General features: G+C 68.6%; 13 protein-coding genes. 4 read left to right on the top strand and 9 right to left on the bottom strand.

Translation table 11 applies throughout. The features are described 5' to 3' along the window. Window positions 1-295 precede the first annotated feature (295 nt). Together BKH20_RS09835 and BKH20_RS09830 are read left to right on the top strand one after the other, a co-directional pair. Window positions 296-3,331, top strand: coding sequence for a hypothetical protein (locus tag BKH20_RS09835; RefSeq protein WP_075390915.1), 3,036 nt, complete (start codon window positions 296-298; stop codon window positions 3,329-3,331). A gap of 260 nt (window positions 3,332-3,591) precedes the next feature. Beyond that, on the top strand, window positions 3,592-4,458 hold the full coding sequence (locus tag BKH20_RS09830; RefSeq protein ID WP_081381681.1) for a glutathione S-transferase C-terminal domain-containing protein: 867 nt from the start codon (window positions 3,592-3,594) through the stop codon (window positions 4,456-4,458). Window positions 4,459-4,554: 96 nt separating this feature from the next. On the opposite strand, the gene BKH20_RS13790 is transcribed toward BKH20_RS09830, so the two are convergent. From BKH20_RS13790 to BKH20_RS09800, 7 genes are all read right to left on the bottom strand, one after another. Then, window positions 4,555-4,725 carry a hypothetical protein gene (locus tag BKH20_RS13790; RefSeq protein WP_256693133.1) on the bottom strand — a complete coding sequence of 57 codons (171 nt, stop codon included), beginning with the start codon at window positions 4,723-4,725 and terminating at the stop codon, window positions 4,555-4,557. Then, window positions 4,722-5,027 carry a DUF1778 domain-containing protein gene (locus BKH20_RS09825; protein ID WP_075390913.1) on the bottom strand — a complete coding sequence of 102 codons (306 nt, stop codon included), beginning with the start codon at window positions 5,025-5,027 and terminating at the stop codon, window positions 4,722-4,724. The genes BKH20_RS13790 and BKH20_RS09825 overlap by 4 nt, the downstream gene beginning before the upstream one ends. Window positions 5,028-5,179: 152 nt before the next feature. Next, window positions 5,180-5,854 (bottom strand): SMI1/KNR4 family protein, encoded by a 675-nt coding sequence (locus BKH20_RS09820; protein WP_075390912.1) that lies wholly within the window; start codon window positions 5,852-5,854, stop codon window positions 5,180-5,182. A gap of 177 nt (window positions 5,855-6,031) precedes the next feature. Next, entirely contained in the window at window positions 6,032-6,652 is a 621-nt protein-coding gene (locus BKH20_RS09815) for an Imm5 family immunity protein (RefSeq protein ID WP_178388585.1), read from the bottom strand. 251 nt (window positions 6,653-6,903) lie between these two features. Beyond that, a complete protein-coding gene (locus BKH20_RS09810) occupies window positions 6,904-7,107 on the bottom strand; it encodes an Imm5 family immunity protein (protein WP_256693132.1) in 204 nt (67 codons plus the stop codon). Window positions 7,108-7,436: 329 nt separating this feature from the next. Beyond that, window positions 7,437-8,102, bottom strand: coding sequence for an SMI1/KNR4 family protein (locus tag BKH20_RS09805; RefSeq protein ID WP_075390910.1), 666 nt, complete (start codon window positions 8,100-8,102; stop codon window positions 7,437-7,439). Window positions 8,103-8,110: 8 nt separating this feature from the next. After that, the gene (locus BKH20_RS09800) at window positions 8,111-9,457 is read right to left on the bottom strand and encodes a DUF4921 family protein (protein ID WP_075390909.1); all 1,347 of its coding nucleotides are present in this window, start codon (window positions 9,455-9,457) and stop codon (window positions 8,111-8,113) included. A 178-nt stretch (window positions 9,458-9,635) separates the two neighbouring features. On the opposite strand from BKH20_RS09800, the gene BKH20_RS09795 reads away from it, so the two are divergent. Continuing rightward, window positions 9,636-11,264, top strand: coding sequence for a cation:proton antiporter (locus BKH20_RS09795; protein ID WP_075390908.1), 1,629 nt, complete (start codon window positions 9,636-9,638; stop codon window positions 11,262-11,264). Window positions 11,265-11,292: 28 nt separating this feature from the next. Here BKH20_RS09795 and BKH20_RS09790 read toward each other — a convergent pair whose 3' ends face one another. Next, the gene (locus tag BKH20_RS09790; protein WP_075390907.1) at window positions 11,293-12,396 is read right to left on the bottom strand and encodes an NAD-dependent epimerase/dehydratase family protein; all 1,104 of its coding nucleotides are present in this window, start codon (window positions 12,394-12,396) and stop codon (window positions 11,293-11,295) included. 67 nt (window positions 12,397-12,463) lie between these two features. Between BKH20_RS09790 and BKH20_RS09785 the strand changes: the two genes are divergently transcribed. Next, window positions 12,464-13,111 carry a TetR/AcrR family transcriptional regulator gene (locus BKH20_RS09785; RefSeq protein ID WP_143223455.1) on the top strand — a complete coding sequence of 216 codons (648 nt, stop codon included), beginning with the start codon at window positions 12,464-12,466 and terminating at the stop codon, window positions 13,109-13,111. Between the two features lie 48 nt (window positions 13,112-13,159). Here the strand turns inward: BKH20_RS09785 and BKH20_RS09780 are convergent, their stop codons facing one another. Next, window positions 13,160-13,819 carry a GOLPH3/VPS74 family protein gene (locus tag BKH20_RS09780; protein WP_075390906.1) on the bottom strand — a complete coding sequence of 220 codons (660 nt, stop codon included), beginning with the start codon at window positions 13,817-13,819 and terminating at the stop codon, window positions 13,160-13,162. Window positions 13,820-13,991 lie beyond the last annotated feature (172 nt).

Here is a 13,991-nt window from a genome sequence, read left to right as displayed (position 1 = left end):
CCGGTCCGGTGGGGGCGCTCGTCCCCGACATGCCCTGAGGCGGAGTTGCCGCTGGCCGTTGCAGTAGCGGATTCTATAACTGTTCGATAACACTGGACGTCGGACAACCGCCCTCTGGACGAAAGGAGCCCGACATGCCCATGCCGCCGTTCACCGGTGAGCGGTGCGGGACGACGCTCCACCCACGGCGTCCCTGGGGTACACGGACCGCATTCCGTGCGTTCTTGCAGCACACGGTGGAAGCCTTCGCCTCATGACGGTGCAACGTCAGGCTCCGCCCGGAAGGACAGACTCCATGACCACACGCGAAGACATCCTCGAGCGTCTGGCCTACGCCGATGCCCTCGGCCACGGCCCCCAGACCTCGGCCCTCATCGCGGAGGCCGTCAGCTGGGCGGACGCACTGGGCGACGAGGACCTGCGGATCGCCACCCGACTGGCCCTGACCGAGGCCTACCAGCAGGGCAACGAGGCGTGGAAGGCGCTGGCGCCCTTCTCGTGGAACCTCGGCCGCTACCAGCGCCATCCCGAGGCCTTCGACGACGCCCAGGTGCGCACCCTGCACTGGCACTTCAAGTGGGCGGTGGCCGTGGCGGGCGCCAACCCCAGGGTCTCCAAGGACAAGGTGCGCCAGCTTGAGGCCAGTCTCGAGGAGTTCTACCGCTCCGGGGGCGCCTCCATGCACGTCGTTCACGGAGAGCGCGCCTCGGTCGCCGGCCTGCTGGGCCTCGAGGAGGAGGCCGCCGAGGAGCTGGCCGCCTGGCGGGCCACCCACCGCGACGAGAACGCCGACTGCGAGGGCTGCGACCCCATGCGCCAGGTCGCCTTCGCCTACCGCACCGAGGCCTGGGAGCTGGCCGTGGCCACCGCCGTGCCCGCGCTGACCGGCGCCGTCAGTTGTTCCGTGCAGCCCCAGACCACGCAGTCCCTCGTGTTGCTGCCGCTGCTGGCCTCCGGCCGGCCCCGGGCGGCCTGGGAGGCGCACCTGCGCTCCTACCGGGAGATCCGCCGCAACCCCAAGGCCCTCATCTCCCTGTCCTACCACCTGGAGTACCTGGCCCTCGTGGGGCGGGTGGACCGGGGCCTGGAGATCCTGCGCCGTCACCTGTCCTGGCTGGCGCAGGCCGAGTCCGCCTACGTGCTGCTGTCGGCCTTGCGCGGCATGAGCCTGGTGCTGCGCGAGGCCGAGCGGGCGGGCCGCGGCGAGGAGCCCCTTGGTGTCGAGGTCCCGGCCGCCGACCTGTGGTACCCGCTGCCGGGGCTGGAGTCCTCCACCACGATCTCGCGCGCCTACGCCGAGATGACCGGCTGGGCCCGGCGCCTGGCCCAGCAGTTCGACACGCGCAACGGCAACTCCACCATCTCCGACCACCTGGAGCGATCTCTGGCCCGGGCCGCCTTCGACGCCGCCCCCGGCGCGGTCCACGGGCTGGGCGTGGAGGTCGACCTCCTGGAGCCCTCCGAGGAGCTGCCCGAGGCTGCCCAGACGAGCCTGACCGTGGACGAGGACGGCGCCGCCCCCGACGTCGCCTCCCTCCTGGGTCTCGTGGCCGACGACAACGGCCTGGTCCAGGAGCACGCGCCCCGCACGACATCGTCGAGCCAGGAGACGGCCGGCCGACGCGCCCACGCCGCCACCAGCCACCAGAGCGGCGACGAGCCCTTCCCTCTGGTGGACCTCGTGCGGCCCCGGCCAGTGCGCAACGGCGAGGAGGCGGTGCGCCGCTACGCCGACCACCGCCGCACCATCGGCTCCTCGACGATGGACTACTGGTACGTCGTCGACCAGGTGGCCACGCGCGACCTGCTGCCCCCGATCGGTGAGGAGATCCCGGGCCTGGAGTACCACACGGGGCTGCTGCGCGCCGCCGCCATGACCTGCCGCACCGAGATGGACGAGGCCATCGCCGAGCGCCTGCGGATCCGCCCCCTCATCGAGCTGGCCTTCGGGCCACTGGGCGCCTACTACGTGGACCTGCTCAACCTCGACAACGAGATCACCGCCGACTCCATCGCCGAGCGCTCCCAGGACGCCGTGCGCGATGAGCGCCTGCAGCGGGCCACCTCCCTCATCGGGCAGATCGAGGCGCAGGTCGAGGACCTGGTGTCCACCGAGCTGCTCGACCCCGGGGGCACCGACGCGCTCGTCCTGGCCGCCGACGCCCTGCTCGTGGGGGCCTCGGTCCTCACCGACCTGCACGCCAAGGACGAGGCGCTCGGGGCGATCCAGGTCGTCGCCCGCGCCGCCGACGCCGTCCCCGAGGACCGCCACGCCGAGCGGATGGACGACATCCTCGACATGGCGCGCGCCGAGGTCCTGGCCGAGTGCGGCGACGTCTACAACGGCTGCCTCCTGGCCGAGGAGGTCATGCGCCGCCACGAGAAGGTCTCCCCGGTCCTGGCCGCCCGCGGTCGGCGCCTGCTGGGCATCTCCTCCATGGAGGTGGGCCAGTTCGACGAGGCCATCGCCCAGTTCCGCGAGCAGGCCAACATCATGCTGGCCGCCGGCATCACCCTGTACGCCGTGGCCTCCCTGCTGTCCCTGGGCTCGGCGCTGGAGGCCTCCGAGCGCTACCTGGAGAGCGCCGAGGTCCTGGAGTCCGCGCTGGCTCTGGCCCAGCGCACCGGGGCCAGGAGCATCGCCCTGTACCTGCACCGGCTCCTGGCCCAGACCGGCATGGCCATGGGTGAGGAGGAGAGCGTCGCCGAGCACTCGCTGGAAGCCGCCCGGATCCTGCAGGACCAGGGGCGCCGGGCGCTGGCGGGGGAGTACCTCTCGCACGCGGCGATGGCCGCCTCCAACCTCAAGGACAATGTGCGCGCCGCGGCCCTGTTCCGCCAGGCCGCCGACCTGGAGGACACCCGCACCGACCAGGGCTGCCTGGACCGGGGGCGGGCGCTGCGCCGCTCGGCACGGGCGCTGGTGGACGACCTCACCCTGCCCATGGCCCGGGCCCGGCTCGACGAGGCTCGCCGGATCATGGAGGAGGCCCGCCAGGCCTTCGCCGGCGTGGCCGACACCGAGGGCTACTCCTCGGCGTGGGAGATCGGCGACTGGCACGACGACATGGCCTGGATCCTGTGGCGCACCGGCCAGAACTGGCAGGCCGTCCAGCACTGCGAGGCCGCCTACGACGGCTACATGGACACCGAGGACCGCGACTCGGCCTCGCGCGCCCTGTGCATGCTGGCCCGCCTGCACGCCGAGCGCGGCGAGCGCGACGAGGCCCTGGCCGCCTGCGCCCGCGTGCGCGACCTGCTGGGCGAGCCGTACTGGGACGGGCATGACGCCCTGGAGTTCGTGGCCTCCATCGAGGAGACGCTGCGCTGACGTGTGGCGCGGGCTGCGCGGCCCGCAATGCGGTTCCTCCCTGTCCCGCAACACTGTCCTGGACTGCGACGCCGCCCTGGCTCACGGCCGGGGACATTCGACGCGGCCGGGGGCGTGTCCTTCCGGGCGGGGGCGTTCGACGTCGGCGGGTACGGGATGCGAGATTCCGCCCCGTGAGAATCGGGTGACGGCGGCCGATATGCGAGGAATGATTAGCCGTGGGCATCCAACCCCTCGACGACCCTCCCGGGAGGCACCCCTTGGCCATCGCAGTCTCACACCGATTCGTACCCAGCGGCGACCTGCCCGTGGAGGCGGGGCGCTACCGACTCGTGGCATCGGGGGCCTGTCCGTGGTGCCGCCGCGTCCTCATCGCCCGGCGCCTGCTGGGCCTGACCGAGGCGATCCCCGTGTCCTGGAGCTACGGCAAGGGTGCGGACGGCTACTGGGAGCTGACCGGTCCCGACGGCGAACCCGGCGTGGATCCGGCGCTCGGCGCCCGCTCCCTGGCCGAGGTCTACGAGAAGACCCCCGGCTACGAGCCGCCCCCCACCGTTCCGGCCCTCGTGGACACCACTACCGGCGAGGTCGTCAGCGACGACTCCGGCGACATGCTCTTCGACCTGTCCACTGCTTGGTGGGACCTCCAGCGCGAGGGCGCCCCGGACCTCTATCCGCTCAACCGCCGCAACTCCACCGACGCCTGGGATACGTGGATCGGCTCGCAGATCAACGTCGGCCACGCGGTGGCCACTCACTCCCAGGACCCGGAGAAGGCCACGGCGGCGGCCAACGGCGTCCTCGTGGGCTTCGACGTCATCGACACCCTCCTGGCCCGCGCCACGCGGATGGAGGCCTCCCGTGAGGACGGCCTGACGATGCTCGACGGGCCGTCCCTGTCCGCCGTCGTCGCCATCGGCCAGTACCTGTGCGGCGACAAGCCTACCGGCAGCGACATCCGCCTGTTCACCACCGTCCAGTCCTACGAGTACGGCGGGCGCCAGCACTACCCCGGCGGGGAGGCGCCGTCAGTCTCCTTCTGGCCGGCGCTGGCCCGCTGGTTCCGTGCCCTGGAGAGCCGCTCGGGCTGGGTGGGGTCAGAGGAGCGCAGCGCCCTGGGCTGCTGAAGGCCGCGCCGGTCCGGTGCGGGGCCGGCGACGTCGGCCCGAGCCGGCGCTTGGTTCTCGCGGCCGGTTCGGGTCAGGAGGACCCGAGCAACCGGCTCAGCTGCGGTGGTTGAGTCCCTGGGGCGCATCGTCGCGGGAGTATGTGGCCGTCGTGATGGCGTAATAACCGAGAATGGCGTCATCCTGGGCGGTGGCCCCGCTGCGGAAGCCGGCCGTGACGTCCTGGCGCCTGAGGCGCCGCGGGGACTCGAGGCCTCCGGCGCTCACGATTCGTCGTCAAGGTTGATGCGGGTTCCGAAGGGGGAGGGGCGGTCCCATAGGTGGGCGAAGCGGGACGTCTCCTCCAGCGGAGCGTCCAACACGGCCTCAATGGCTTCGAGTTGCTCTGACGTCACGGAGAACCAGCGGCGATCAGCGACAATGCGCTCGGCTTCCCGTGTCGCTGCGGACAGGATGAACTCGCTGACGGAGCGGTCCGTCTGGGAGGCCGCTTGCTGAATGAGGGTCTCCTGGCGCGGCGTGGCGCGCAGATCGATTCTCTGGGTTCTGCGGGCTGTTGAGATCGACATGCTCCGGCCTCCTTGATGGAACGGAAAATGTACGTACAGGTGGGAGGGCGTGCAAGGCCAGTGACGTGCACGGTGTGGGCGCTTGGGCGAGGCCGGCGTTGCGTCGGCCCCGCCCTGCACTTGGCTCTCATAGCCGGTTCGGTTACACACCGTTACAGGTCGTCGCGGCGGGCGTCCTCGAAGACCGGCGGGCTGCCGGGGCGGTCGATGATGGCGTGGGGGGTTCCCTCGGGCTTGGGGCCATCCTTTTCGCGGATATCGGCGGTGTCGAGCTTGTTGAGCTCCATCATGGACAGGTAGTAGTCCAAGAAGTCGTCATATCGCTGCATCACTTCGCCGCGTACCCAGGAGACGGTCCCCTCCGCCGGAGTGCCGGGCTTTCCCATGAGGGCGATCTCAATAGATTCTTGGGAGGCGACGACGGGGAAGTGATCGGCGGCGACGACGCCTCCGGCGGCCATGGCCTCGACACACTCCTCCAACTCGAGCTGAATCTGCCCGGCCTTGTGTAGGTCACCCCCCAGCAGGTCGGAGGTGGAGAAGATCGTCATGTCCTGGAAGAAGTAGGGCCAGCCATCAGCCGCCAGGAGGAAACCCCGGTAAGACTCCGGCAGGCGGAAGCCCAGCTGGGCTTCGGTGCGGGCAACAGTCTCCTCCGACGCCTTCGGATTTGGCATCGCGTAGTCCCACAAACCGGTCCAGTCTGCCTCCATCCGCTGCTGGACGATCATCCACCCCCAGCCGATGTAGTCCGGCCACGTCCAGCGGGGAACGCCTTGACTCGGTCGGCTTTCCTCACGGGGTGCGTCAGCAGAGGTGTCATTCATGGTCTTCAGCTTCTTTCCCCAACGAGAATCATCGTCGGTTCGAATCCTACCGGGCAGTGGTCATCCTGTTCCTCCTGAACCGAAGCTCACTGAGGGCGACATTGGCGGTCATGTGAAGGCGATCGAGGCGGTCAGCCACCATGAGGAGCCGGAACAGGTCAAGAGGAGAGGGCAGGGTCAGTTGGCGAGGACGGCTGGGATCGCTTCATCCAGGTACCACAACCAGAACGCTCGACGCGCAACCACACCAGCCTCCTCCACCGGTTGCCAGTTCAAAGCCCCGGCAGCTGCGCTGGCGCATGCATAACTTGTCTCGAGTGAGTCCGGCAGGAATTCATCATCGTCTAACGTGTCGTCAGATATGTCATACTCGGGGGCGCGATGTGTTGCAGAGCTGACCGCATGGGCGGCGCCGTCAGCGACAAATACGGCTGGCTGTGTGATGGAGTTGTAGTCCTCAACCTTATCGTACACATCCATGAGAAAATGGTCGCTGCGACGCGAGGCAGCATCCGCGTCAAGTTGACGCTCGACCAATCCTTGAGCCAGGGAGAGCATTTCTTCAACCCTCTTGTCGCCAGGAAAGGCTCGATCCCAGTAGTGTTGGACGTGTCGGACGCACCGAATTTTCAATTCGATTCGATATCGGTATGACGTGTGGGCGCACTCAGGGTCCAGTATCGCCGTCCAGATGCGAGTGCGAGTCCCGAGAGAAAGAACTCCTTTGACATTATCTTTCGACTCAAGTTCAGCGTGAGCCACCATGATCTCCCGATTCACGGCATCCATATTAATCATCGCAGTCTCCCTCCTTCGCCTTCTTCGTCCTGTCGAAGGCTTCCTGGGACTTCTTGGTGGGATCGTCACTTCACTGCCGTTGCCGCTATTGTTAGTCGGAACGGTGACGGCACTCCTTTGAAGGGGCGTCAGTCGGGTCGTCGGCGTTCTTGAGGCCATGCCCTGGAACCACGACCACCATACCGGAGAGGTTCTCACCGACGTCAGCGATCGCGTCACGAACCGGTGCGTGCAATCTTCTCCGGGAAGGATCAGCCGGCGAGGACGGCTGGGATCGCCTCATCCAGGTACCACAACCAGAACGCCCGACGCGCAGCCACGTCAGTCTCCTCCAATGGCTGCCAGTTCAATGCCCCGGCAACTGCGCTAGCGCATGTGTAACTGGCTTCCAGCATGTCTGGAAGCATACCGTCATCATCGTCAGCAGTATCGACGATATCGAGATCAGGATCCATATAACAAGCTGATACCACAGTGTCGGATACTGCGTCAGCTATCATAATAGCTGGAAAGTTGGACTTCTATTCCCATATCGATCTGTAATCTTCTGGAGAAATTTTTCGCCAGCAGTCTCTCCTTCTTCTTTAGGTGTGTTTCCAGAAACGAGATTGTAGACCAAAGAAATCATTTCATCTAGTTCTGCTTCTTCTTGAAGTATGCTGTGCCATACATGGCTCTTCGCGTTTGAGGGTGCAGTAAATAAAGCTTATTTATGTGTTCGGGGTGGGGGTGGGTGGCCTGGTGGTGGCAGTGGTGCGTCAGGCTGAAGCTGAATGACTATCGTCTAATCCGTGATATCCAGGGTGTCGCGGAGGGCGTTGCCTGGGATTGGTATACCCTTGGAGTAGTCGATGATGGCGTGGGGGACTTCCTCGGGCTTAGGGCCGAAATCTCTTCGTAGACGTGCGATATCGAGTTTGTTGAGCTCCATCATGGACAGGTAGTAGTCCAGGAAGTCGTTGTATCGCTCGATCACTTCGCCGCGCGCCCAGGAGACGGTGCCTTCTGCTGGGGTGTCGGGCTTTCCCATGAGAGCGACGTCGATCGACTCCAGCGAGGCGGCTACGGGGAAGTGGTCGGCGGCGACGACGCCTCCGGCGGCCATGGCCTCGACGCACTCCTCCAGCTCCAGCGGGATCTGGCCGGCCTCGTGCAAGTCACCTCCCAGCAGGTCGGAGGTGGAGAAGATCGTCATGTCCTGGAAGAAGTAGGGCCAGCCGTTGGAGGCCAGGAGGAAGTCGCGGTAGGACTGCGGTAGGCGGAAGCCCAGCTCGGCTTCGGTATGGGCCACGGTCTCCTCCGTAGCGTGCACGTGTGGTAACGCGTAGTCCCACAGGCCCTTCCAGTCGGCCTCCATCCGCTGCTGGATGATCATCCATCCCCAGCCGATGTAGTCCGGCCACGTAAACTCCCGCGCTCCCTGACTCGGTCGGCTCTCGTCATTGAGCACCTCAGCTCCTACGGCCGGGCGGTGAGGACCGGGTTGTACAGGAGCCGGTTGGGCGCCGTCGGGCACTCCTCGCCCACTGCCATCGGCGCGATGAGCCGGTCGGCCCGCAGATCCTCCAGGCGCGCCACCACGCGGTCGCGCAGCGTCCACGGGTCAATGGTGTTGAGGTAGATCTTCGTGCCGCCCTCGAAACCGGCCAGGGTGGAGACCCGCCACTTGAGCGTGATGTGCCAGGGCATGGGCTGGTCCACGTCGAGTGGCTTGTGGTGCCACTCCTCGTTGCTGGGCACGTCCGCGCCCGTGGCCGCGTGCAGGGCGTGCACCAGGTCGGAGACGGCGTCGACCTCCTCGCGGCTCATGAGCCACGGCTCGGGCATGGCCGACGTCGAGTACACCTCCAGCGTCGGGTAGCGGTGCCCGAACCCGGCGAAGGCCACCGCGTGCTCGTTGCTCGCCACCAGCAGGCCCTGGTAGGCGGCGTAGTCCACCGCCATCTCGTTGTACAGGTTGGGGTTGACTCGCACCTTCTGCAGCTCCAGCTGACTGGTCACCCCGCGCTCGTCGATGCCCACCAGCTGCTTGTGCAGGTGGTCGAAGCTCGCCCCGGCCGGCCGCAGCCAGTTCTGGAACACGGCCACGTAGCGCACCCACCGGTTGGCCTCGTACAGGCTGTGCATCGCGTGGATCGCCAGGTGCGTGTAGGCGCGGTGCTCGGCCACGCTCAGCGTCCCCGAGCCGGCCAGGCCCGTGGTGTCGAGGGCGTCGTCGGTGAAGTGGCGCCGGCCGATGATGACGTCGTGCCCCCCGGCGAAGAAGGCCGCCAGGAAGGTGCGGCGGTCCCGCTCGCTCATGGTGTCCCAGGAGGCCGGGTCCGCGCCCGCGGCCGCCAGCTTGGTGCGCGCCACCCGCTCCACGTGCTCGACGCCGGCCGGGTCAGCCAGGTAGGCCTCCATGCGTTCGCGGGCGGCGTCAGGGATCTCGTAGCCGTGGTTGGTGTGCCAGTAGTCGAAGGAGAGGATCTCGAAGAGGTTGGGCACCCGCCGGAACTCGGCCACCGTGTCGAACAGGGCGGAGGCGGCGACGGCGTCGAGGCGCTCAAAACCGCCGTCGGCCCCGCGCACGATGCGTGCCTTCTCCGGGGGCGTATCCAGGTAGCGCGCCGCGCAGAAGGCGCAGCTGTGGGTGCGGTCGGCCTCCTCCAGCGGGCGGACCTCCGCCACCGGGTGCGAGATGGGCCGGTTGGCGCGGCCCGGCACGGTCCACACCTCGGTGCCGGTGAAGGGGCTGATCTGCTTGACCGTCCCATCGGCCAGGCGCGTGAGTGGTTCGGCGGAGGGGGAGTACGGCATGAGCATGCTTCCATTGTGACGCCTTGTGGCGGCTCGCGCGCCCGGTAGCCCCGATGACGGGCCCGGCCGGCCGGGGTCGGGGTAGTCTCACTGGCTCGTGCGGACCTGCGCCGGGCCTGGCCCCGCGCCCCGCACTGCCCGCATCCCCTGCACCCCCGCACCCGACTGGAGACAAGGAGACGATATGGCCGAGGTCTTCACCTCCCTGCTGCTCATCGTCGCGGTGGCCTTCATGGCGCCGCTGATCTCCTGGACCATCCCCAAACGGCTCGTGCCCGAGGTCGTCCTGCTCATCCTGGGCGGAATGCTCATCGGCCCCCACGGCCTGGGGCTGGCCGTCGAGGACTCCTCGATCGAGCTGCTGCGCGAGCTCGGCGTCGCCTTCCTCTTCCTCATGGCCGGCTACGAGATCGACGTCAACGAGCTGCGCGGGGCGGGCGGGCGCCACGCCGCAGTCGCCTGGCTGCTCTCGCTGGGGCTGGCCTTCGGCGCGGTCAGCGTCATCGGGGTGACCGGAGGGGCGGCGTCGGCCAACGGCATCGCCATCGCCACCGCCATGACCTCCACGGCCATCGGCACGATCCTGCCGATCCTGCGCGACCGGGGCCTGCTGCCCACGGCGGTGGGCGCCTCGATCCTCAACCACGGCGCCGTCGGCGAGGTGGGGCCGGTCATCGTCATGGCGCTGCTGCTGGGCTCGCGCTCCACCTGGGCGAGCATGGTGATTCTGGGTGTCTTCCTCCTCATCACCCTGCTCATCGTCCGCTTCACCAGCCGCGTCAAGCGCGTGGGGCGCCGCCTGGTCGAGGCCATCCACCTGGGGGCCTCGACGACGGCGCAGACCACCATCCGCGCCACCGTCCTGCTCCTGGTGGGGCTGTGCGCCATCGCCGCCATCTTCGACCTCGACGTCATCCTGGGGGCCTTCGCCGCCGGCTTCGTCCTGCGTCACGCCCTGCCCGAGGGCGACGCCGAGTTCGAGGAGAAGCTCGACGGGCTGGCCTACGGGTTCTTCGTCCCGATCTTCTTCGTCACCTCCGGTATGGGTATCGAGGCCAGGCTCAACGGCGGGGACCTGGTCAACCTGCTGGCCTTCTTCGTGCTGCTGGTGCTCGTGCGGGGCGTGCCGGTGTGGCTGGCCTCCCGGGCGGAGCGCCGCAGGGACGGCTCGCGCGCCTACTCAATGCGCCAGAGCCTCCAGATCGCCGTCTACTCGACGACGGCCCTGCCCATCATCGTGGCCGTCACCCAGGTGGCGGTCAGCGCCGGGGCCATGTCGACCTCCTTCGCCTCCACGCTCGTGCTGGCCGGGGTGCTGTCGGTGCTCGTCCTGCCGGCCGCCGGGCTGGCGCTGGGCGACCGGAGCGACCACGTTCCGGCCAACGAGGTGATGCGCGTGGTCCAGGGGCCGGCCGCCCCCGACGGACGCACTCCCGAGGAGGCCACGGTCCCGGTCGGCGAGCAGGTCTCGGAGCCGCGCCGACCGGCGTCGCCGCCCAGCGGCATCAGGCTGCCGGCGACGGAGCGCACCCCGGCGACAGAAGCGAGGCGGCCGGAGCAGCCCGACCTGGTGGGCCTGCCCGACCTGGTGGGCCTGCCCGACCTGCGCGAGCAGGCGACACCGGCGATGGCGCGTCTGGCCGAGCTGGGGATGCACGCCCGGGGCCTGTCGCTGGAGGAGTCCCACCGCCTGGCCGCGCGCCTGGCCGAGATCGAGCAGGAGCACGCCCTGTGGCGCGAGCGCTGGCACCACGTGCGCAGACACGGCGCCACCTCCCGGGCGGCCCGACGTCGTCGGCCCCGCGGCGAGTGACGGCATCCGGCGGCGGGCAAACGGGTGCCTATCCCCGTTGGCCGAGCATCTGCTCGACCATCTCCTCCAGCGACGCCTGCACCGGCCGGTAGCGGGTGCCCAGCTCGTGCCGACTCCGCGAGGCGTCGGCGCGGACCGTGTAGCCCACGTTGCGTCGCACGTAGGCACGTGTCAGCCCGACCCTGGGTGCCATCGCCAGGAGCACCGGTCCGGGCAGGGGCCGCCGCGGCAGAGGAAAAGACCGCCCGAAGCGCGGCAGCAGTCTCCCGGCGAGGGCCAACAGATCGGTGTCCTCAGCGGAGACGATGTAGCGCCCGCGGGCCTCAGGCAGGAAAGCGGCGGCAATATGCGCCTGGGCCACCTCGCGGACATCGACGGCGCTGATTCCCAGGCGTGGCGCTCCGAGGCGAGCAGTGCCGTCGATGAGCATCCGCGCGGTCGAGAAGCTTTCACTGGTGGGTGCGCTCCCCAGGGCGGGACCAACGATCATGGCCGGGTTGATGGTCACCAGGTCCCATCGCCCCTGCTTAGCGGCCAGCCGCCACGCCTCCTTCTCCGCGAGGGTCTTGGAGTAGGGATAGGGCTGGTGGCCGGCGGAGGAGGTGGTGTTCCAGCAGGTCTCGGTCAGGATTCGCCCCGGGTAGCCCTCGATGTCGACGGCGTCGCCGTACATGGCCACGATCGAGCTGGTGAGGACCACCCGCGTGACCGACGGCGTGCGCTCGACTCCGGCCAGCACGTTACGGGTTCCCTCCAGGGCCGGCTCGATCAGGTCGTGCTGTGGGTCGTCCGTCGAGTGCAGAATGGGCGAGGCGGTGTGAATGACGATCGCGCAGCCCTCCAGCGCCTCGTCGTAGGAGCCGGGCTGGAGCAGGTCGCCGGCGAAGAGACGCAGAGTACCCGGTGTCTGCTCGGCCATGCGGTTCAGGTGGGCCACCTTGTTCGTGTTCTGGGGGTCGCGCACGGCGGCACGGACGGTGATGCCGGCGTCGAGCAGGCCCTTGGTGACCCAGCTGCCCAGGTAGCCGGTGGCGCCGGTGACCATAACGGGGCTGCTGGTGTCGACCGGGATGCCGCTCAGGTCGATGGTGGAATCGAAGTCGTTGATGGAGCGCGTTTCCGAGGATCGCATGGGCGTAGCCTGACAGCCTTGGGAAACGAAGTCAATCAGTTTCACTATTGGTCGGTACCATCTCCCCATGAACGCAGTCGGTTCACAGGCACCGAGGAGCAAGCGCACTCCTGGGCGGCCGGTTGACGCCGCTCTGGGGCCGGCGATCATGCTGGCCGTGCGTGATCTCCTGGCCGAGAGCGGTTACGCCGCGCTGACGACGGCGGCCGTGGCCCGGCGCGCGGGCGTCTCCACCGCCACCCTCTACCGCCGGTGGCCCACCAAGCGCGAACTCGTCCTGGCCTCGGCCAGGCGCATGATCGAGACCGGCGTGGCCGACGAGGCTGTAGGCTCCGGCGCCGCCGCGGCCAAGACCTTCGATACTGGTTCACTGCGAGGGGACCTGCAGGCCTTCATCGCCCACAAGAACCGGGCGCTGTCGGGGCCCACAGGTCAGGCGGTGCTGTCTCTTCTGGGCGAGCTGCCGCAGGATCCGGAGCTCAAGGAGCTGCTCCTCGGGGAGCTCCTCGCCGCCACTCGCTCTCACCTGGAGCAGATTCGGGATCAGGCCCTGGCGCGCGGTGAGGGCGCCGTCGACCTGGATCCTCATGCCGGAGCCCGGCTGGTCCTGGGGGCGGTCCTCGCCGGGATCGCCTTTACGACCGGGGATGATGAGACCGAGCCATTGTCCGACGTCGAGCAGGATCTGCTGCTGCGGGCCCTCGGAGATGAATGACGCTACCTGCCGACGGGGCCGGGACGGGCCCGGAGGGGCGGCCCCGAATCAGCTGGACGAGGCCGCCGCAACGCTCCCTGCGGCGATGATGGCCATTGTCATGGCCTCCACGGCCCGCTGCACCGCACGCCCCACGGGGCTCTCCCCCGAGATCTCCTGGATCCGGCGCTTGAGCTCCCCGCGGCTGAGACCGGTCTCCTGCTGCGGCAGGATGGTCGGCGCGACCCTGAGCGCCTGCAGGATCGACAGCAGGGCGACATCAGAGGCGGTCGGTGGCTGCACCCCGCGCAGGGTGGCGTCGATGCGTGCGCGCAGGTGCCGCTCGGGGACGGGGTCGAGCGTGGGGTAGCTGGGGTTCAGCGACCCGAACAGCCCGCCGGTGTAGATGCGCACCACCCCGGCCGCCTCCAAGGACTCGGCGATGTGACGGGTGGGGTTGAGCCTGCCCCAGGACACCAGGGAGGAGAATCGCTTGCCGTCCTTGGCAGGCAGGATCTCCAGGGCCCGGTCCAGGACGGGGTGCCCGGTCGGCTCGGAGCTGACGATGTAGATGCGGGGGCTGCGCTCCTCGGTCAGGCCGATGCGGCCGGCCAGCAGCAGGTCGGTGAGCAGTGCGCCGGTGAGCCCGTAGGCCGGGTACGTCATGCGGCTCTCCGGCTTCCCGGAGTCCTTGGTCAGCAGCAGGAACAGCTCTTCACAGATCAGCATCGCGTTCATGAATCCAGTACAACGCGCCGTCATCGGAATGTGATCCCTCTGGGGTGCGAGATCCGGGCCCGACCCGGCTCCTCCTCGTGGGGGAGGTGCCCGCTCGTCGCCGGCTCCTCCGACCGGGCTGTGGCCGCCCTCACCCCGGCCCACGTGACCGGGAGCGAGACCG

Source organism: Actinomyces oris (assembly GCF_001937445.1).
Taxonomy (GTDB): domain Bacteria; phylum Actinomycetota; class Actinomycetes; order Actinomycetales; family Actinomycetaceae; genus Actinomyces; species Actinomyces acetigenes.
The sequence above is the reverse complement of the archived record's forward strand: the minus strand, read 5'-3'. Positions and strand labels throughout refer to the sequence as shown.